Raw genomic sequence first — 18,587 nt, 5'->3', positions numbered from 1 at the left:
GCCAGCGTCTGCGCTTCCATGGCCTTGAGATCGTCGATTTCTTCGCGGGTGAAACCGGCGGCCATGCGCCCCGGTTCGTCGTAGGGGCCGCGAATACGGCCGTGCATGTATTCGGCCAGCAAGTCGCGAAAGTTGCTGCGCGGATCGAGTTGGCGTTGTTCGGCGCAGTGGCGGAACCAGCGGGTGCCGATTTCGACATGGCCGATTTCGTCCGTATAAATCACCCCGAGAATATCGACGAGTGCCTGATCGCCCACCAAGCGCAATTTGTCGGCGATGGCCGGAGTGACGTCGAGTCCGCGCGCTTCGAGAACGCGGGGCACCAGCGCCATGCGCACCATGACATCGTGATCGGTGGCGCAGACGGTTTCCCACAGGCTGTTGTGTGCGGGAAAATCACCGTAGCTGCTGCCGTGTTGTGCGAGGTAGTCGGCCAGTAGCAGGAAGTGCTTGCCTTCTTCAGACGCGACTCGCAACCAGTCACGATAGTAAGCCGCAGGCATGTCGTCGAAGCGGTAGACCGCATCCAGCGCGATATTGATGGCATTGAATTCGATATGGGCAAAGGCGTGGGCCATTGCGTTGCGCCCTTCCTGGGTGTGGGTGATCCGTCTCGGCAGATCGCGCGGTGGCACCAGCTTGGGTAGGGCAGGGCGGCCGGGGTCTTCCACGCGAACGATGGTCTCGTCGGGCGGGCGTGGGATGACGGCATCGTCCGTCATGAGTGCCTGTCGATACAAGTTGGCTGCGCCTGCTGATTTCTGCCGCGGATCGGTTGTCATCAGCCAGTGATAGGCCTGTTCGCGGATCGTTGAATTGCTTGTCATGGCTGCTGGCGAAGAGGGTGGCATCACAGTTGAATTTTTTGCATGCGCTGCTCGATGAATTGCCGGAAGTCCGCTTCCAGTGCACGGTATTGGGCGATTGCCTTGCGACCTGCTTCGGTCAGGGTGGCATGGCCGCCGCCCGCACCACCGACTTCTTTGGTCACGTACGGCAGGCTGCCGATCTTGTTGACTTCCTCGATCAGCGACCACGCGCGCTTGTACGACATGCCCAGTGTCTTGGCGGCCTGACTGATTGAACCCAGTTCGTCGATGAGTTCCATCAGACGGACTTTTCCGACACCGAGATAGCCTTTCTGATCGGCGCTGATCAGCCAGAACCGGGCGTGAATCTGTTCGCTGTAGGCATCACCGGGCAGGCGGTCGAGGAGGGATTTTTTCGGCATGATGACTTCCTTGAGTCCATGGTTCGCGGAGCTATGGGCGAGCGTTATGTTTTCATAGCATAACCGAATTCGTACTTTATGGCGTTGTGGAATGGGGTGGCTGTTACCCAAGTGTTACTATTGGTGGCCGTATTTTTGGAAGGTGGATTTATGGCAATTTCGCATGTGCTGGGTAACTTGTCCGTGGCTGATTTTCTGCGTGATTACTGGCAGAAAAAACCGGTGTTGATCCGTCAGGCGGTGCCCGGCTTCGAGTCGCCACTATCGCCGGAGGAGTTGGCTGGTCTGGCCTGTGAGGAAGACGTGCCCGCGCGTTTGATTCTCGAATCGGCAGGCACGCGGCCCTGGACGTTGCGACACGGCCCTTTCGTGGAAGAGGATTTCACGAGCCTGCCCGAAGACGGTTACTCGTTGCTGATTACCGACTGCGAAAAGCTGATTCCTGACTTGATGACCCTGGTTGAGCAATTCCGTTTCGTGCCGGATTGGCGGATCGATGACCTGATGATTTCCTACGCACCGCCCGGTGGTTCGGTCGGGGCGCATATCGATGAATATGATGTGTTCCTGTTGCAGGGTATGGGGCGGCGCAAATGGATGATCGAATATCCGCCGAAACACAGTGATTTCGTACCGGATCTGGATATCCGTCTGCTGCAGGAATTCGATCCGACCGAAGAATGGGTGCTGGAACCGGGCGACATGCTCTATCTGCCGCCCGGTGTGCCGCATCACGGCGTAGCGGTCGACCACTGCATGACGTTTTCAATCGGGTTCCGTGCGCCCTTGCTGCACGAGTTGGCGGCGGGCGTGACCGATCGGCTGATCACCCAGATGGATCAAACGGCTCGTTACGGTGATCCCGATTTGCAGGCACCGGCGAATCCCGGTGCATTGAACGCCGCGTCTCGTGCCAAATTGCGCGCGATCTTGCAATCGGTACTGGATCAGGATGATGCCATGCTGGATCGATTCATCGCCGAAACGCTCACCGAGCGCCCGCTGGATCACGCGGGTTTTTATCCACAAAACGAGCCATTGGACGCGAAGGCCCTGCGCGATGAAATCGCCCATAGCGGTGACAGCCTGATGCGCACGCCGGCTGCGCGAATGCTGTTGGTGGAAGATGCGTCCGATTCGGCTGGCGGAACACTGGCCGTAGATGGTCAAAGCACGCTCTTGAATGCCGAAATGTTCCCTTTGGCGCGTTTGCTTGTGAGTCAGGTTTTTTATGATGCCGCCGAACTGCTGGCCGTCACCGAGCAGCCAGCCGCAGCCGAACTGTTGCAGCAACTGTATGCCGACGGTGTGGTTCAGTGGCGGCCAAACATGCTTACTATCTGATCCAAAAGGAGAATAAGTAATGAGTCAGAATACTTCTGGTCTTGCCCCGTCCGTGATTTTGGTTGGGATGGGCGAAATCGGTCAGGTACTGGCCGCAGGCTTTCTGAAAACCCGCCATCCGGTCATTCCGGTGACCCGTCGGCAATCACTTTCCGGCGTGCTGGCCCAGGTGCCGGATGCCCAAGCGCTGGTGCTGGCGGTCGGTGAAAAAGACCTACCGGATCTGCTCACGCAAATCCCTGCACAATGGCACGAGCGACTGGTGCTGATCCAGAACGAACTGCTGCCCAAGGACTGGCAATCGGCAGGGATCGTCAACCCGACCGTCATGTCCATCTGGTTCGAGAAAAAGCCGGGCAAACTCGTCAAACAACTCATGCCCAGCCCGGTTTGGGGGCGCAATGCCGGTTTGATGGCCGAATCGCTTGCAGCGATTGGTCTGAATGCGCGGATTATCGACGATTTGGCTGCCATGCAAAACGAGTTGGTCATCAAGAACGTGTACATTCTCACCACCAATATCGCCGGGCTCAAGGTGGGTGGAGATGTCGAAACACTCTGGCGTGAATATCAGCCGCTTGCACGCGCCGTGGCTCTTGAAGTCATTGCGCTTCAGGAGAAACTGGTCGGACAGCCGCTGGCAGCAGAGCCTCTGATCGAGGGCATGTTGGCTGGATTCGAGGGTGATCCGGCACATGCTTGTCAGGGTCGTACGGCGGCGGCTCGCTTGCAGCGGGCGCTGAAACTGGCCGAAAGGTTTGGTCTGGATTTGCCGGTAATGAAGGAAATTGCTGCCGCACATATAGCGGATTGAGGTGGCTTTCGAGCATGACAGAAAAGGCTTCTTTAACTCGCAAGATAGTTCATGTTTGAGTGATAGATGCGGCCCTGAACGGTTTGTTTTCTTTTCTACTCTGATCGAATAGGCATACTATGTTTATGGTTTGGCGAGTATGCGGTCTGCAATTAAGTTTTTGAGCTTGCGCCCAATGAGCTCAGACCCAGCGATCTTCGGCCGAGTAAATCCAGAGTAGAAGGAGGTTTGGGCATGGTTAAGGCCATCGATAGTCAGCAAGTCGAGAAGCTCAGTATTGATGAATTGACCAAGCAACTTCAAAGCACATCCAAGGGCTTGAGTGGCGCGGAGGCTGCGGCTCGGCTGGCCCAGTTCGGTCCGAACGCGCTGCTGGAAAAAAAGGTCAGTCCGTGGGTCAAGTTTTTGGGTTACTTCTGGGGGCCTATTCCCTGGATGATCGAGGTGGCTGCGATTCTGTCGGCCTTCGTGCGGCATTGGCCGGACTTTTTCATCATTCTCGCCTTGCTGTTGTTCAATGCGGGCGTCGGGTTCTGGCAGGAGTTCAAGGCGGCCAATGCGCTGGAGGCGCTGAAAAGCCAACTGGCGCTTCGGGCTCGGGTTCTGCGTGATGGGCAATGGAGCGAAATTGATGCGGCTGAGCTGGTGCCGGGCGACGTCGTTCGTTTGCGCTTGGGTGACATTATTCCCGCCGATGCTAAATTGATCGAAGGGGATTATCTGTCGGTCGATCAGTCCGCGCTGACGGGCGAATCACTGCCGGTGGACAAGAAAGCGGGCGAAGTGGTGTATTCCGGCTCGATCGCCAAGCAAGGCGAAATGGTGGCGATGATTACGGCCACCGGCAGTCAGACCTTCTTCGGTCGGACGGCGAAACTGGTCGAGGGCGCGGGTGCGCCGTCGCACTTTCAGAAGGCCGTTCTGGCGATTGGCGATTACCTGATTTTCTTGAGTCTCGGGCTCGTGGCGGTGCTGATACTGGTTCAGCTCCAGCGAGGCTCGCCGATGCTCGAACTGTTCCAGTTCGCGCTGATTCTGACGGTTGCCTCGATTCCGGTGGCGATGCCCGCCGTACTGTCGGTCACGATGGCTGTCGGCGCCATGGCATTATCGAAAAAGGGGGCGATTGTTTCGAAATTGCAGTCCATTGAAGAAATGGCGGGTATCGACATTTTGTGCTCGGACAAGACGGGTACATTGACTCAAAACAAGCTCACGCTGGGCGAACCTGCCGTATTCTCGGCGAAGGACGCACAGGATCTGATTCTGGCTGCCGCGCTGGCGTCCAAGGCAGAGGATAAGGATGCGATTGATCAGGCGGTGATTGGCGGATTGAATGACGCCCATGTGCTTGAGCAATACACGCAAACGGCCTTCGTGCCATTCGATCCGATCGGTAAACGGACCGAAGCTTCCATCACGTCATCCTCGGGTCAGCGCTTCAAAACCACCAAGGGCGCGCCACAGGTCATTGTCGCTCTGGCTCAGCTTGCCGGTGACGAGGCCAAACGGGCCAATCAACTGGTTGATGACTTCGCCGCCAAGGGCTTTCGCACCCTGGGTGTCGCGCGTTCAGATGATGGCAAGAACTGGACATTCCTTGGCATTCTGCCGATGTTCGACCCGCCGCGTGACGATTCGGCGCAAACGATCAAGGAAGCGAATGAACACGGCATTCACGTGAAAATGGTGACGGGAGACAATGTCGCCATTGCACGGCAAATCGCGGGGCAACTGGGTTTGGGCCAGGCGATTCAACCGGCGAGTAATCTGCTGGGTGCCGATGGTGCTAAAGCGCTGGATGCTGCCGAACAAATCGAGAAAGCCGATGGGTATGCCCAGGTCTTTCCCGAAGACAAATACGCCATTGTCAAAGCGCTGCAGGGGCGACACCACCTCGTTGCCATGACCGGGGACGGGGTCAACGATGCACCAGCGCTCAAACAGGCGGATGTCGGGATTGCCGTTTCCGGCGCAACGGATGCGGCGCGTGCGGCTGCTGATCTGATTCTCACGGCGCCGGGGCTATCGACCATTACCACCGCGGTCGAAGAGGCCCGACGTATCTTCGAGCGCATGAACTCCTACGCCATTTATCGAATCAATGAAACGATTCGGATCATGATCTTCGTGGTGTTGGCGATGATCGTGTACAACTTCTACCCGATCACGGCGATCATGATCATTCTTCTGGCCTTCTTCAACGATCTGCCGATCATGACGATTGCCTATGATCACACCAAGGTCGAGCCCAAGCCCGTGCGCTGGAACATGCACCGGGTGTTGGCAGTGTCCACTGTGATGGGTGTAACCGGCACCATCGGCAGTTTCCTGATGTTGTATCTGGCCATGAACTGGCTGCATCTTTCCATCCCACAAGTACAAACCTATGTGTTTCTCAAGATGGCGGTATCCGGTCATCTGGCCTTGTTTGTCGCCAGGGCGCGCGGTTGGTACCTCACCCGCCCTTATCCTGCGCCGGTCATGATCTGGACGGCTGTAGCCACCAAGGTTGCCGCCACCCTGCTGTGTTTGTACCCGATGGGCTTGATGGCGCCAATCACCTGGTTTGATGTGGCGCTCATCTGGGGTTATTCAATTGTCTGGTCATTTGTGACGGATGTTGCCAAAGTAAGCATCCAGCGACGCTTCGACTATACGGCGGCACCGCATCGCAGTTTTCTGAATATGCTGCGACATCCGTTGCGGCATGGATAAGAATGAGACGGGGTGTAAACAACAATAGATTCGATGACCGGTTCCAGGGTAGATAACCAGAGGAGATTCAGCATGATTACGTTTTCAACCAAGGTGTACCCGAATATCACCATGCATCGGGCGGATGCGCTGGCCATGATCGACAAGATGGGCCATAGCGCGACAGTGCCCGGATCGATTCTGGCTGCCGACGTGCCGCAGGCGCTCGAAAAATTGACTGCCGCGGTCGGCGTCAGTCATGCGGTTGGGCAGGATGCAGGCGATGGTGTCAGCCCCTCCACCCGCGCTGCGCCGTTAATCGATTTGCTAAAAGCGGCGGTTAAGGAGCACAAGAACGTGATGTGGTCAGAAGCCGGTTTGCTGGACTAACACGATGCCGAAAAACCGCCCCCCCTGAGTTTTTCAGCGATACCGGATCCGGTACATGCATGGACCCGGCATCAGCAAATCAATCACTTACGTGATCGACTTGCGTGCGGGGCATCCATGTCCCGCCTGATAATCGAACCCACTCAATCATCAGCACTTAAAATACGAGGTAAGGATCATGAGTAGCATTGAAGACATTGAACTTGAACATCATCGCGCACAAATGCTGCACGACATGCGGGCATTGGTGGAAAAATATCGGGCGATCTTCGATTGGGATGTGCCGGGCGTGAACCAGGCAGAGGCTGACAGATTGATCGTTCAAGCCATGCATGATGCCTTAGATAAGGTCGCATCAGATTTGCCGAGCACGGCATCCAAATCGTAACCTTATACGGTATCTTGGTGGTTTTGCGTAACCGGGTGATGGAAAACGCAACCAGGGGTTTTCAGTTTGACCGATGACTGTTTTAGTACCGTTTGATTCTTAAAATCAATTAGATACTTTCTGTTCGCCCCTTTCCTGCTCTATCATCTTGCTGAAAAAAATTTCAGCAGGATGATTAGTCTGCTAAACCAATAGCCTGCCATTTATTTTATTTGTGGCTGTTTAGGGAACCTCTGATTGAATCCTTCGTGGCCGAGACGGGCTTTTGAGGGATGAGTCGCAAGGCGCGGCGCGAAACGGGCTTACGCCAGCTCCGCGTTAATGGTTATTCCATTCGTGAGCGGCGCAACACAGCGGGCTTACGCCAGCTGCGCGTAAATCGCCCTCAAAAGCCCGTCCCATACGGGTTGCCGCCCAAAAGCCGCAACACTTCGTTATCGGCCTTGGCATCGTAGCGTAAACTACGACCTGCGGCCTCTGCCTCGTTTTGCGGCTTTTGGCTCAGCAACTCGGCTCACGAGGGATTCAATCAGAGGTTCCTTAGGGCCCCACGTTTAGATTCATTTGTTCAGGAGATGCACGCTGATGACTGTTTCGAATTCAACCTCGATTGAACTTAAAACCATTCCGTACACTTTGGATGATGTGACGATGCAGGGGGCGCTTGCTGTCGACACCTCCAAACAGGGTCGTCGTCCCGCCGTTTTGGTCGTCCATGAATGGTGGGGGCGAAATGCGTTTTCCGATGATCGTGCAAAGGCATTGGCCAAGCTGGGTTATGTTGGCTTTGCTGTCGACATGTACGGCAATCATGCCCAGGCAGACAATCCGACCGAGGCATCGGCCTTTTCTTCGGCCATCGGGGGCAACCTGCCCTTGATGAAAGGCCGTTTCATGGCAGCGATTCACGCCGTGAAACAGCAGCCCGAGGTTGATCCGGAACGCATCGCCGTGATCGGGTTCTGCTTTGGTGGCACCGTGGCTCTGAGCATGGTACGCCAGGGCGTATCACTTCGGGCCATGGCGGGCTTCCACACCGGGCTTGGCGGGTTGGCACCGATTGCCCATTCGCCGGTCAGCGTACCGGTTCGACTCTACATGGGCGGCAATGATCCCTTCGTCCCTACGGAGCAGGTTGACGCAACGGTCAAGGAAATGCGCGCAGCCGGAACGGATATCGAAGTTGTCACGTACCCGAACGCGAAGCATGCCTTTACCAATCCCGCCGCGACCCAGAAAGGCGAAAAATTCAATTTGCCCCTGCAATACAACGAGCAGGCGGCGAACGATTCCTGGCATCAGATGAGCTTGTTTCTGGCTGACGCGTTCAAGGCGTGATGTCGCTGCGGTAAGACGAGGTATTGAACGCCCCGCCGTGCACAATGACTGTGCTCAAAAAGCGCAGTTTTGCAGCAAATTAAGGCACTTGTTCTCATGCCGATTTCTTCGCGTTTTTGATTCATTGTTCTGTAATGCAATGATATTTAATTGCTTTTTATCGTCGTCAAGTTGTCATATAAAGTTGGCATGATTATCGCTGTTAGATACATGCCACACGGGGCTTTTCTTCTTGGAGCGTTCTACCCCGACGCGCTTTGATTGAATCCTGCGTGGCAGCGTCTGACTCCTCCTGTTATTGTTGGGCACCCGTTTTGGGTGCCTTTTTTTTGCTTTGAGGAATGGGAATGACTGCTTTGGGTCCGTTGATGGTGGACGTCGCCGGTTTGACGCTGACGGATGCGGAGCGCACGCGCTTGATGAACCCCGCTGTGGGCGGCGTGATTCTATTTGCCCGCAACTTTTCCTCGACTGAACAACTAACTGCGCTGACGGCCGAAATTCGCGCCTTGCGCCACCCGCACCTGTTGATTGCGGTCGATCAGGAAGGCGGGCGTGTACAACGGTTCCGGGATGACGGTTTTATCCACCTGCCGCCAATGGGTCGGCTCGGTGCCTTGTTTAAACACGATCGTCAAGCGGGTTTGGAAGCGGCCAGAAGTCTGGGCTGGTTGATGGCCGTGCAACTGCGCATGGCGGGCGTGGATTTGAGTTTTGCGCCGGTGCTGGATCTGGATCGCGGTGTCAGTGGTGTGATTGGCGACCGTGCTTTTTCCCGCGATCCGGCTGCAATCATTGCGCTGGCCGTCGCCTGGATCTCCGGCATGAAAGAGGCGGGCATGGCTGCCGTTGGCAAGCATTTCCCCGGTCATGGCTCGATTGCCGAAGATTCACACATCGCACATCCGGTCGACCACCGGGCCTTGTCCACGATCGAGCGCGAGGATCTTCGGCCCTTCGTTGCCCTGATTGAACGTTTCATCCCCGCCCTGATGATGGCACATGTGGTTTACCCTAAAATCGATGCATTGCCTGCAGGCTTTTCCAAGGTCTGGGTGCAGGATCTCTTGCGCCAACGTTGGCGGTATCAGGGCGCCGTATTCACAGATGACCTCACCATGGCTGCCGCTTCCGTGGCCGGTGATATCGGTGCGCGCGTGGATGCGGCGCTGGCGGCCGGTTGCGATATGGCATTGATCTGCAATCATCCACAATGGGTGGATCAACTGTTGATCCACCGCAAATTTACCGCCGATCCCCTGCGCGAGGCGCGTTTGGCCCATCTCATGGGGCACGGCCCGGTACCATCGCCCAAGCGTTTTTTGCACGACCCCCGCACGGCCATGGCGAAAGCCTGGGTTGAGCGGCTCCAGAATGAGTCATTCGGAGACGAGCGGGCGGCCGCCGACGACGGTTGGTTTTTGAACGAGGAGTAAGGACGAATGACTCAAGAATCTTCGCTTATCAGCGCGGCACGTACGCGGGCAGCCGAACTGAATGAATTGCTTGCCACCTGCGATTGTCTGGTCGATGCCGAGACCATGCAGGCGGTGTATGGAACGCTTGCCGATCAAATCACGCAGGTGTTGCGTGATCGATTGCCCGTCGTGCTGGCGGTGATGAATGGCGGTCTGATTCCCGCCGGTGCCTTGCTTTCACGCCTGAATTTTCCGCTGGAAATCGGCTATGTCCACGCCACGCGTTATCGTGGGGAAACACAGGGTGGGGCGCTTCAGTGGCTGGCTCTGCCGCAGATTCCCCTGGCCGAACGGGAGGTGCTGATTATCGACGATGTGTTCGATGAGGGTGTGACGCTCAAATCCATCGCCGCCAGTTGCCGCGATGCGGGCGCCACGCGCGTCTGGGTGGCCGTGGCGACAAACAAGGTACATGATCACAAAGTCAGCGATTTCTTGCCTGACTTTGTCGGCATCGACGTGCCGGATCGATTCATTTTGGGCGAAGGACTCGATTACAACGGTTTTTTCAGAAATGTACAGGGTATCTACGCCCTGCCACAGGAGAATTGAGGTATGCAACTGGCGATCATAGGCGGCACCGGGTTGAGTGAACTGGAGGGTCTGGAAATCCTTCGGCATCAGGTGATTTCTACACCGTTCGGCGAACCCTCCGGGCCACTGACGATCGGCCGTCTGGCCGGTTGTGATGTCGTGTTCCTGCCCCGGCATGGTTACAACCACCGAATCCCGCCGCACGCCATCAATTACCTGGCAAACATGTGGGCGCTGCGCGAACTTGGCGTCAAACATGTTCTGGCCGTTTCGTCGGTAGGCGGAATCACGGAACAAATGCAGCCGGGCACGCTTTGTGTACCGGATCAGATCATCGATTACACCTGGGGGCGGCCAAGTACCTTCTTCGAATCGGATCTCGAATCCGTGACCCACGTCGATTTCAGTTATCCCTATCATCAACCGCTGCGTGAAGGTTTGCTGCGTGCGGGAATGGCGCTGGAAATTCCCTTGATCGACGGCGGAACCTATGGCGCGACGCAAGGCCCGCGGTTTGAAACGGCCGCAGAGATTCGTCGCTTCGAGCAAGACGGTTGTGACGTGGTGGGCATGACGGGTATGCCCGAAGCGGTGCTGGCGCGCGAGTGCGACATGCGCTACGCGAGCCTGAACGTGATCGGCAATCGGGCTGCCGGCAAAAACGGCGGCGGGCCGGTCGATTTGCATTTCGTCAGCCAGACCATCAGTGCGGCCATGCGCGATGTCCGGCGATTGTTTGTTCATCTGCTGCAAACACGTGATTGTGCGGTCTGTGCAGAGGATGAGTAATCCTGCTTTCATTCGCACGATGCAAAAACCGGTAATGATGCGTAAAATGCTCACCCTGTTTTCCATCTATTGCCCGTGCTGCTCGTAAGGCGGCGTACCCAGGGTTCGTTTTACCTAAACCGAGAATCTTTTCCCATGTCGCAAGCGCAACGCCCAGCTCAACGCTATAGCGGTTTGATCGACCGCTATCGAGATCGTCTTCCCGTCTCTGATACCACCCCGGTTATCAGTCTCGGTGAAGGCAACACGCCCTTGATTCGGCTGAACAATATCCCGCGGGTGCTTGGTCGCTCACTCGATATCTACGTCAAATACGAAGGTTTGAATCCGACGGGTTCCTTCAAGGATCGCGGCATGACCATGGCGGTGACCAAAGCGGTTGAAGCCGGTTCCAAAGCGGTCATTTGCGCCTCAACCGGCAATACCTCGGCTTCTGCCGCGGCCTATGCCGCGCGGGCAGGCATCACGGCATTTGTCTTGATCCCTGACGGCAAGATCGCCATGGGCAAGCTGGCACAGGCGATGATGTACGGAGCCACCACATTGCAGATTCGCGGCAATTTCGATGATGGGATGCGGCTGGTCAAGGAAGTCGCTGACCATGCGCCGGTCACCATCGTGAACTCGGTCAACCCGTTCCGCCTGCAAGGCCAGAAAACAGCCGCATTCGAAATCATTGAAGAACTGGGTCGTGCGCCGGATTACCACTGCCTGCCGGTTGGCAACGCGGGCAACATCACGGCGCATTGGATCGGTTACTGCGAAAGTTCTGCATCACACGGTGACAATCTCACGGAATCCTGCGCGTTCTGTGAAGGCAACTGCAAATTTGTCAAAGGCGCGGTCTGCAGCAATCGTCCTAAAATGGTCGGTTATCAAGCGTCGGGTTCGGCACCGTTCATTCGCGGCGCGATGGTCGATCAACCCGAAACCGTCGCCACGGCGATCCGCATCGGTCATCCGCAAAGCTGGGATCGTGCATGGAAGGTTATGAGCGAGTCCGGTGGCTGGTTCGCAGAAGTCACCGACACCGAAATTCTGGCTGCCCAACGCATGTTGACCATGTATGAAGGAATTTTCTGCGAACCGGCTTCAGCCGCTTCGCTGGCGGGCCTGATCAATGACATCAAGGCAGGAAAGATCCCTGAAGGTTCCAGCGTGGTCTTGACCCTGACCGGCAATGGCATGAAAGATCCGGATACCGCGATTGCCCAGTGCCAGAGTGCACAGGGCGATGTGGAAAAAGCCCGGATGTTGACCATTGATGCCAATCTGGATTCGGTGCGTAGCGCAATCCTCGGCTTTATGTAATATCACGACCGTGTCACAAATTGACACGGTTGGTGGCGCTATTTATTGTTGACCCTTGCGCCTGGTTTTTTGCTTGGGCTTTTTGCTTGGGCGATGGGTTATTTAGTACCGGATTCGCTGTACCCTTACAGAACCCGTTTGGCGGAACTCGTTTGGGCTGATACCCGCTTGAGTGACTCAAGCCTTTCTCTTCTACACTCTTTTTTTGATCTAGCAGGACTATCGTGAACGACCAATTCGCCCGCATCAATCGCCTTCCACCCTACGTGTTTAATATTATTGGAGAATTGAAGGCGAAGGCGCGAGCGGCCGGGGAAGATATCATCGACTTTGGCATGGGGAATCCCGATCAACCGACGCCGCCGCATATTGTCGAGAAAATGGTTGAAGCCGTCCGTCGGGGTGACACGCACCGTTACTCGCAATCCAAAGGCATTCCGCGCCTGCGAAGAGCCATTGCGAACTGGTACAAGACGCGTTACGACGTCGACATCGATCCGGAAAAGGAAGCGATTGTCACCATCGGCTCCAAAGAGGGTTTAGGGCATCTTGCCATGGCGACCATGTCGGCGGGCGATACGGTACTCGTGCCCAATCCGGCGTACCCGATCCATCCTTACGGCAGCATTATCGCCGATGCGGATATCCGGCATGTGCGGCTCACGCCCGATGTCGATTTCTTCGAAGAGCTTGATCGTGCGATCAAGGAAACTTACCCCAAGCCGAAGATGCTGATTCTCAACTTTCCGGCCAACCCGACGACACAATGTGTCGAGCTGGATTTTTTCGAGAAAGTGGTGGCCATCTGCAAGGAAGCCGGTATCTGGATCGTGCATGATCTGGCTTATGCCGACATCGTGTTCGATGGTTATCGTGCACCGTCGATCATGGAAGTGCCCGGCGCCAAGGACATTGCGGTGGAGTTTTTCACCTTGTCCAAAAGCTACAACATGCCCGGCTGGCGGGTGGGCTTCATGGTGGGCAATCCGACGCTCGTCAATGCACTGGCCCGGATCAAATCCTATTTCGATTACGGCACCTTCACCCCGATTCAGGTGGCGGCGATTCTGGCACTGGAAGGCGACCAGACTTGTGTCAAGGAAATCAGTGACATGTATCAGCGCCGCCGTGATGTGCTCTGTGAGGGCTTGATCTCTGCGGGTTGGGATGTGGCCATTCCAAAAGCGACGATGTTCGTCTGGGCGAAAATACCCGAGCAGTTCTCGCACATGAAGTCACTTGAATTCACCAAGCATCTGTTGGCAGAAGCCAAGGTGGCCGTTTCACCGGGGATCGGTTTTGGTGAGTACGGCGATGATCATGTCCGTTTCGGCCTGATTGAAAACGAGCACCGCACCCGCCAGGCGATTCGTGGAATCAAAGCCATGTTCCGCAAAGAAGAGCTTCGCCGGGCAGAGCTTGCGGATAAGCAGTCGGAGTCACGCAAATGAGTGTGGGCGAAGTGACGAATGCCGATATCGCGCTGCCGCCGTTGCGTGTCGGTTTGTTGGGTCTGGGCACGGTGGGCGGCGGCGTGGTCAACGTTCTGACGCGCAATGCGGAAGATATTGCACGTCGTTCCGGGCGACGCATCGATGTGATTCATGCCTCGGCCCGTAATCTGGGTGCCCCGCGTATTTGTCCTCTTGACGGGATTCTGCTGACCACCAACCCGATGGATGTCGTCGAAAATCCGAATGTCGACGTCATTATCGAAGTCATGGGCGGCATGACACCGGCCAGCATGTTGATTCGTCGCGCGCTTGAGCTGGGCAAACCGGTCATTACCGCCAATAAGGCGCTGATTGCCCACGAGGGCAACGAACTATTCGCTCTGGCGCAGGCCAAGGGCACCGTCGTGGCATTCGAGGCGGCGGTGGCGGGCGGCATTCCGATTATCAAGGCCATCCGTGAAGGCTTGGCGGGCAACCGGATCGAATGGCTTGCCGGCATCATCAATGGCACCGGTAATTTCATCCTTACGGCCATGCGTGATGAGGGTCGCAGTTTCAGTGATGTGCTCGCCGAAGCGCAGAAGCTGGGTTACGCCGAAGCCGATCCGACGTTCGACGTCGAAGGCATCGATGCGGCGCACAAACTATCGATTCTGGCGGCGATCGCCTTTGGCATGCCGCTTAAATTCGACGGTGTCTACACCGAGGGAATCAGCACACTCAAAACCGAAGACGTTCGTTACGCGCGCGAGTTGGGCTATCAAATCAAGCACCTCGGCTTTGCCCGGCGGCACGAAAATGGCGTCGAGATGCGGGTGCATCCAACCCTGATCCCCGAGCGCCGGTTACTGGCCAACGTCGATGGCGTCAAGAACGCCGTTCTGGTCTGGGGTGATGCGGTGGGCCCTACGTTGTACTACGGTGCGGGCGCAGGGGCTGATCCGACCGCTTCTGCCGTCGTGGCCGATCTGGTGGATGTGGCGCGCACATTAACGGCCGATCCGAATCACCGCGTGCCCCATCTGGCCGTGGTGCCCGATCAGGTGACTGATCTTCCCATCCTGCCAATGGATGAAATTCAAACCGGCTACTACCTTCGCTTGACCGTACTGGATCAACCGGGTGTTCTGGCCAATATCGCCCGCACCCTGGCTGATTTCGGCATCAATATCGAAGCGATGATTCAGAAAGAGGCAAGTAACGAAACCTTGCATTTGCCCATTGTGCTGCTGACGCACCCGATGCGAGAGGCCATAATGAATGCTGCCATCGAGTCGCTTCAGGCACTCGGCGAAGTCTGCGCGCCCATAGTTCGCCTTCGGGTTGAATCACTGGTCAGTTGAAATCCTGGGTACCCATTACGGTGAATGCATTGTTATTTTCTCTTATGGCTTTTCGTCGATTGTCCTGGTCGGCCCTTGTCTTGGTCGTGGCTTTCTCGCTCGCGGCTTGTGATGACCAAAAGTCAGAAGCACAAGTCACCGGTTTACCTGACTTTTCCGCCTTGGTTGCGGCCAATAATGCCTCCGTGGTCAATGTGAGCGCCATTGTCCCGTTGGCGGCCATGCCGGATACCCCGAATCAAGGCGGGAATAACAGCGAACTCAATGATTTCTTCCGTCAGTTTTTCGGTTTCAATGGTCAGGCGCCCGGTGGATCGGCGCCTCAGGAGCCAACACCGCCACTCGAGCCTGAATCAAGTAGCGGTTCGGGATTCGTCCTGAGTCAAAATGGTGAAATCGTAACCAACGAGCATGTGATCGATGGCGCATCACAAATTTACGTTCGGCTGGCGGATGGTCGTGAACTTAAGGCAAAGGTTCTGGGTAGCGATAAGGCCGGTGATATAGCACTGCTCAAGATTGATGCCAAAGGGCTCAAGCCCGTCAGAATCGGTAATTCCGACCAAGTCAAACCCGGGCAATGGGCGGTGGCGATCGGTTCACCTTTCGGGTTTGATCATTCCGTCACGGCCGGTGTTGTCAGCGCCAAGGGGCGATCACTGCCGGGCGATGACAATCAGCGGTATGTACCGTATTTGCAGACCGATGTCGCCATCAATCCGGGAAGCTCAGGTGGCCCATTGTTCAACGTCCAGGGTGAGGTTATTGGCATCAATGCGCAGATTCTCACGGAATCTGGTGCTTACAATGGCCTGTCATTCTCCATACCGATCAATTACGCCCTGCAGGTGGTGGAACAATTAAAGCAGCACGGTGCGGTTAATCGTGGTTTTCTGGGGGTTCAGATTCAATCCCTGAACCGTGAAATGGCACAAGCCATGGGTCTTGACCGGGCCAAGGGTGCATTGGTGACCGGATTCGTTTCAGGGTCACCTGCCGAGCAATCCGCGCTGCAACCGGGCGATATTATTATCGCTGCCAATGGCCACCCGATTACCGAATCTGCCGACTTGCCGCAAACCATCGGCGTGCTCCCACCGGGAAGCGACGTGCGCCTCGAGGTGCTCACGAAAGGTAAGGCGCGCAACATTTCAATAAAGCTGGCTGCATTGCCTCAACATGCACCGAGGCAGGTTCAGTCGATGAAATCTCATGACCTGATTGTGGAAGATTTCGGCCTGCTTTTGACGGACGATGGCGGCACGATCCGTGTCAAGGCCGTTGAGCCCGACAGCCCGGCCGCAAAAGCGGGGCTGGCGGCTCAGGATGTCCTGCTCACGCTGAATCAGCGCGCATTGAATTCCCTGGACGCTGCGCAGAAAGCCTTCGAGTCAGCCCGCAAGGACAGGCCCAATGCGGTTCTCATGCGCCGTGGCGACCAACAGCATTACGTGGCCATCTCGCTTCAGGCCGACTGATGGGCGTTAATGAGAGATGGTGGCATGAGGCTTCTTGGTTGCAAGGCGCCGAGTAAAATTGGCCGAATCGGTTATACTTCGCCGCTTTGCGGTGTATGTGTCGTGTATGAAGCATTTTCACCGGTATCTGGATTTTCATGAGCGCCCCGTCGCGGTGCGCCTTTTAAAAACTATTGAGTAGAACCATGTCCGAACGGCTCTCGCTGATTCGTAATTTTTCGATTATCGCCCACATTGACCACGGTAAATCCACCCTGTCTGACCGCATTATTCAGTTGTGCGGTGGCTTGAGCGCGCGTGAAATGGATGTGCAGGTGCTTGACTCCATGGATATCGAGCGGGAGCGCGGTATCACCATTAAGGCGCAGAGTGTATCGCTCGACTACACCTCCCGCAGTGGTAAGGTCTACCGTCTGAATTTCATCGATACACCCGGGCACGTGGATTTCTCGTATGAAGTTTCGCGCTCACTGGCGGCTTGCGAGGGTGCGTTGCTGGTGGTTGATGCCTCACAGGGCGTTGAGGCGCAATCGGTTGCCAACTGCTATACGGCCATCGATCTTGGTCTCACCGTCGTGCCTGTCTTGAACAAGATTGATCTGCCGTCGGCCGAGCCCGAGCGCGTCAAGCAGGAAATCGAGGATGTCATTGGTATCGATGCAGAGCACGCTGTCCTCACTTCCGCCAAAACCGGGGTGGGTATCGAAGATGTGCTCGAACGCCTGATCGAGGAGATTCCGGCGCCCGTCGGTAATGAAGAAGGTCCGCTCAAGGCGCTGATCATCGATTCCTGGTTTGACAACTATGTCGGCGTAGTCGCGCTGGTGCGTGTCATCGACGGGGCAATCCTGCCGAAACGCAAAATCAAGGCCATGGGTACTGGGGATATTTTTCAGGTCGAAAAAGTGGGAGTATTCACGCCCAAAACGCTCGCGCGCGAGGGTCTTTATGCCGGTGATGTGGGGTTTGTGATCGCCGGGATCAAGAATATCGATTCGGCGAAGGTCGGTGATACCCTGACGGACGCCGAAAATGGCGCCACGGCAGCCTTGCCCGGCTTCAAGGAAATGCAGCCAAGGGTATTTTCCGGTTTGTATCCTGTCGAGGGTGAAGACTACGAAAATCTGCGCGAAGCCCTGCGCAAGTTGCGCCTGAATGACGCAGCGCTGCATTTCGAGCCTGAAGTTTCGCAGGCACTTGGATTCGGCTTTCGCTGCGGATTCCTCGGTTTGTTGCACATGGAGATCGTGCAGGAACGCTTGGAGCGCGAGTATGACCTCGATCTCATTACCACCGCGCCGACGGTTGTGTATGAAATTGTAGAAAACGATGGTTCGACCTATCGAATTCACAACCCCGCCCAGCTCCCTAATGTGAGTAATATCAAGGAACTGCGTGAGCCAATAATTGAGGCAAGCATTTTCTGCCCCGATGAGTACGTCGGCGCGGTCATCGGGCTTTGCATTGAGAAACGTGGCGTACAGAAAAATCTGAGTTACGCGGGCAAGCAGGTCACGCTTGTTTTCGAGTTACCGCTGGGCGAAGTGGTGCTCGATTTCTTCGACCGGCTCAAATCGGTGAGCCGGGGCTATGCCTCGTTCGATTACAAGTTTGTCCGCTTCCAGGATGCCGATCTCGTTAAAATGGACATGCTGATCAATGGCGAAATCGTCGATGCGCTGTCGTTGATCGTGCATCGCAGCATCGCTCAAAGCCGGGGCCGGGATTTATCCGAGAAGCTCAAGGAACTCATTCCGCAGCAGATGTTCGAAGTAGCGGTTCAGGCGGCCATCGGTGCCAAGATCATTGCGCGCAGCACGGTAAAGGCTCTGCGCAAGAACGTGCTGGCCAAGTGCTATGGCGGGGATGTCTCCCGAAAACGCAAGTTGCTCGATAAGCAAAAGAAAGGCAAGAAACGCATGAAGCAAATCGGTCAGGTCGAGGTGCCACAAGAGGCATTCCTGGCTGTTTTGCAAATGGATGCCAACAAATAACACC

General features: G+C 56.0%; 17 protein-coding genes. 14 read left to right on the top strand and 3 right to left on the bottom strand.

The genetic code is table 11. From position 1 onward, the window contains the following. A partial coding sequence (locus PHD44_RS06485) for a ferritin-like domain-containing protein (RefSeq protein ID WP_300189421.1) occupies positions 1-722 on the bottom strand: 722 nt, incomplete at its 3' end. A gap of 128 nt (positions 723-850) precedes the next feature. Then, positions 851-1,231: a winged helix-turn-helix domain-containing protein gene (locus PHD44_RS06480; protein ID WP_300189417.1), complete on the bottom strand. Its 381-nt coding sequence runs from the start codon at positions 1,229-1,231 to the stop codon at positions 851-853. 150 nt (positions 1,232-1,381) lie between these two features. Here PHD44_RS06480 and PHD44_RS06475 point away from each other — a divergent pair, with 150 nt between their 5' ends. The 5 genes from PHD44_RS06475 (at position 1,382) to PHD44_RS06455 (ending at position 6,864) form a co-directional block, all read left to right on the top strand. Continuing rightward, entirely contained in the window at positions 1,382-2,575 is a 1,194-nt protein-coding gene (locus PHD44_RS06475) for a cupin domain-containing protein (RefSeq protein ID WP_300189415.1), read from the top strand. A 19-nt stretch (positions 2,576-2,594) separates the two neighbouring features. Then, complete coding sequence (locus PHD44_RS06470) at positions 2,595-3,389, top strand: hypothetical protein (protein WP_300189412.1); 795 nt, start codon at positions 2,595-2,597, stop codon at positions 3,387-3,389. Positions 3,390-3,623: 234 nt separating this feature from the next. After that, positions 3,624-6,107, top strand: a complete 2,484-nt coding sequence (locus PHD44_RS06465) for a plasma-membrane proton-efflux P-type ATPase (protein ID WP_300189409.1) — start codon at positions 3,624-3,626, stop codon at positions 6,105-6,107. Between the two features lie 72 nt (positions 6,108-6,179). Beyond that, a complete protein-coding gene (locus tag PHD44_RS06460; protein WP_300189406.1) occupies positions 6,180-6,476 on the top strand; it encodes a DUF1840 domain-containing protein in 297 nt (98 codons plus the stop codon). Between the two features lie 178 nt (positions 6,477-6,654). Continuing rightward, positions 6,655-6,864, top strand: a complete 210-nt coding sequence (locus tag PHD44_RS06455; RefSeq protein WP_300189404.1) for a hypothetical protein — start codon at positions 6,655-6,657, stop codon at positions 6,862-6,864. A gap of 385 nt (positions 6,865-7,249) precedes the next feature. Here PHD44_RS06455 and PHD44_RS06450 read toward each other — a convergent pair whose 3' ends face one another. Beyond that, the gene (locus tag PHD44_RS06450) at positions 7,250-7,372 is read right to left on the bottom strand and encodes a hypothetical protein (protein ID WP_300189401.1); all 123 of its coding nucleotides are present in this window, start codon (positions 7,370-7,372) and stop codon (positions 7,250-7,252) included. A 77-nt stretch (positions 7,373-7,449) separates the two neighbouring features. Between PHD44_RS06450 and PHD44_RS06445 the strand changes: the two genes are divergently transcribed. The 9 genes from PHD44_RS06445 (at position 7,450) to lepA (ending at position 18,583) form a co-directional block, all read left to right on the top strand. Further along, positions 7,450-8,202, top strand: coding sequence for a dienelactone hydrolase family protein (locus PHD44_RS06445; protein ID WP_300189400.1), 753 nt, complete (start codon positions 7,450-7,452; stop codon positions 8,200-8,202). Between the two features lie 347 nt (positions 8,203-8,549). Beyond that, entirely contained in the window at positions 8,550-9,638 is a 1,089-nt protein-coding gene (nagZ, locus tag PHD44_RS06440) for a beta-N-acetylhexosaminidase (protein WP_300189397.1), read from the top strand. Positions 9,639-9,644: 6 nt separating this feature from the next. Continuing rightward, a complete protein-coding gene (locus PHD44_RS06435; protein WP_300189394.1) occupies positions 9,645-10,232 on the top strand; it encodes a hypoxanthine-guanine phosphoribosyltransferase in 588 nt (195 codons plus the stop codon). Between the two features lie 3 nt (positions 10,233-10,235). Next, positions 10,236-11,003, top strand: a complete 768-nt coding sequence (locus PHD44_RS06430; RefSeq protein ID WP_300189391.1) for an S-methyl-5'-thioinosine phosphorylase — start codon at positions 10,236-10,238, stop codon at positions 11,001-11,003. Between the two features lie 135 nt (positions 11,004-11,138). Further along, positions 11,139-12,314, top strand: coding sequence for a threonine synthase (gene thrC / locus PHD44_RS06425; protein ID WP_300189388.1), 1,176 nt, complete (start codon positions 11,139-11,141; stop codon positions 12,312-12,314). Between the two features lie 224 nt (positions 12,315-12,538). Next, positions 12,539-13,765, top strand: a complete 1,227-nt coding sequence (gene alaC / locus PHD44_RS06420) for an alanine transaminase (protein WP_300189386.1) — start codon at positions 12,539-12,541, stop codon at positions 13,763-13,765. 32 nt (positions 13,766-13,797) lie between these two features. Beyond that, the gene (locus PHD44_RS06415) at positions 13,798-15,111 is read left to right on the top strand and encodes a homoserine dehydrogenase (RefSeq protein ID WP_300189419.1); all 1,314 of its coding nucleotides are present in this window, start codon (positions 13,798-13,800) and stop codon (positions 15,109-15,111) included. A gap of 44 nt (positions 15,112-15,155) precedes the next feature. Further along, positions 15,156-16,589: a Do family serine endopeptidase gene (locus PHD44_RS06410; RefSeq protein WP_300189384.1), complete on the top strand. Its 1,434-nt coding sequence runs from the start codon at positions 15,156-15,158 to the stop codon at positions 16,587-16,589. Positions 16,590-16,774: 185 nt separating this feature from the next. Beyond that, complete coding sequence (lepA, locus tag PHD44_RS06405) at positions 16,775-18,583, top strand: translation elongation factor 4 (RefSeq protein ID WP_300189382.1); 1,809 nt, start codon at positions 16,775-16,777, stop codon at positions 18,581-18,583. The last annotated feature ends 4 nt before the right edge of the window (positions 18,584-18,587 follow it).

This window comes from Halothiobacillus sp. (genome assembly GCF_028710545.1).
Taxonomy (GTDB): domain Bacteria; phylum Pseudomonadota; class Gammaproteobacteria; order Halothiobacillales; family Halothiobacillaceae; genus Halothiobacillus.
This window is presented reverse-complemented; position numbering and strand designations above follow the sequence as displayed.

What these genes read in the sequence shown, in the direction of transcription:
- PHD44_RS06465 (WP_300189409.1), top strand. Translation starts at nt 3,624, where the DNA reads ATGGTTAAGGCCATCGATAGTCAGCAAGTCGAGAAGCTCAGTATTGAT.
- PHD44_RS06480 (WP_300189417.1), bottom strand. Translation starts at nt 1,231, where the DNA reads ATGCCGAAAAAATCCCTCCTCGACCGCCTGCCCGGTGATGCCTACAGC.
- PHD44_RS06455 (WP_300189404.1), top strand. Translation starts at nt 6,655, where the DNA reads ATGAGTAGCATTGAAGACATTGAACTTGAACATCATCGCGCACAAATG.
- nagZ (WP_300189397.1), top strand. Translation starts at nt 8,550, where the DNA reads ATGACTGCTTTGGGTCCGTTGATGGTGGACGTCGCCGGTTTGACGCTG.
- PHD44_RS06410 (WP_300189384.1), top strand. Translation starts at nt 15,156, where the DNA reads ATGGCTTTTCGTCGATTGTCCTGGTCGGCCCTTGTCTTGGTCGTGGCT.
- thrC (WP_300189388.1), top strand. Translation starts at nt 11,139, where the DNA reads ATGTCGCAAGCGCAACGCCCAGCTCAACGCTATAGCGGTTTGATCGAC.
- lepA (WP_300189382.1), top strand. Translation starts at nt 16,775, where the DNA reads ATGTCCGAACGGCTCTCGCTGATTCGTAATTTTTCGATTATCGCCCAC.
- PHD44_RS06435 (WP_300189394.1), top strand. Translation starts at nt 9,645, where the DNA reads ATGACTCAAGAATCTTCGCTTATCAGCGCGGCACGTACGCGGGCAGCC.
- PHD44_RS06470 (WP_300189412.1), top strand. Translation starts at nt 2,595, where the DNA reads ATGAGTCAGAATACTTCTGGTCTTGCCCCGTCCGTGATTTTGGTTGGG.
- PHD44_RS06460 (WP_300189406.1), top strand. Translation starts at nt 6,180, where the DNA reads ATGATTACGTTTTCAACCAAGGTGTACCCGAATATCACCATGCATCGG.
- PHD44_RS06445 (WP_300189400.1), top strand. Translation starts at nt 7,450, where the DNA reads ATGACTGTTTCGAATTCAACCTCGATTGAACTTAAAACCATTCCGTAC.
- PHD44_RS06430 (WP_300189391.1), top strand. Translation starts at nt 10,236, where the DNA reads ATGCAACTGGCGATCATAGGCGGCACCGGGTTGAGTGAACTGGAGGGT.
- PHD44_RS06475 (WP_300189415.1), top strand. Translation starts at nt 1,382, where the DNA reads ATGGCAATTTCGCATGTGCTGGGTAACTTGTCCGTGGCTGATTTTCTG.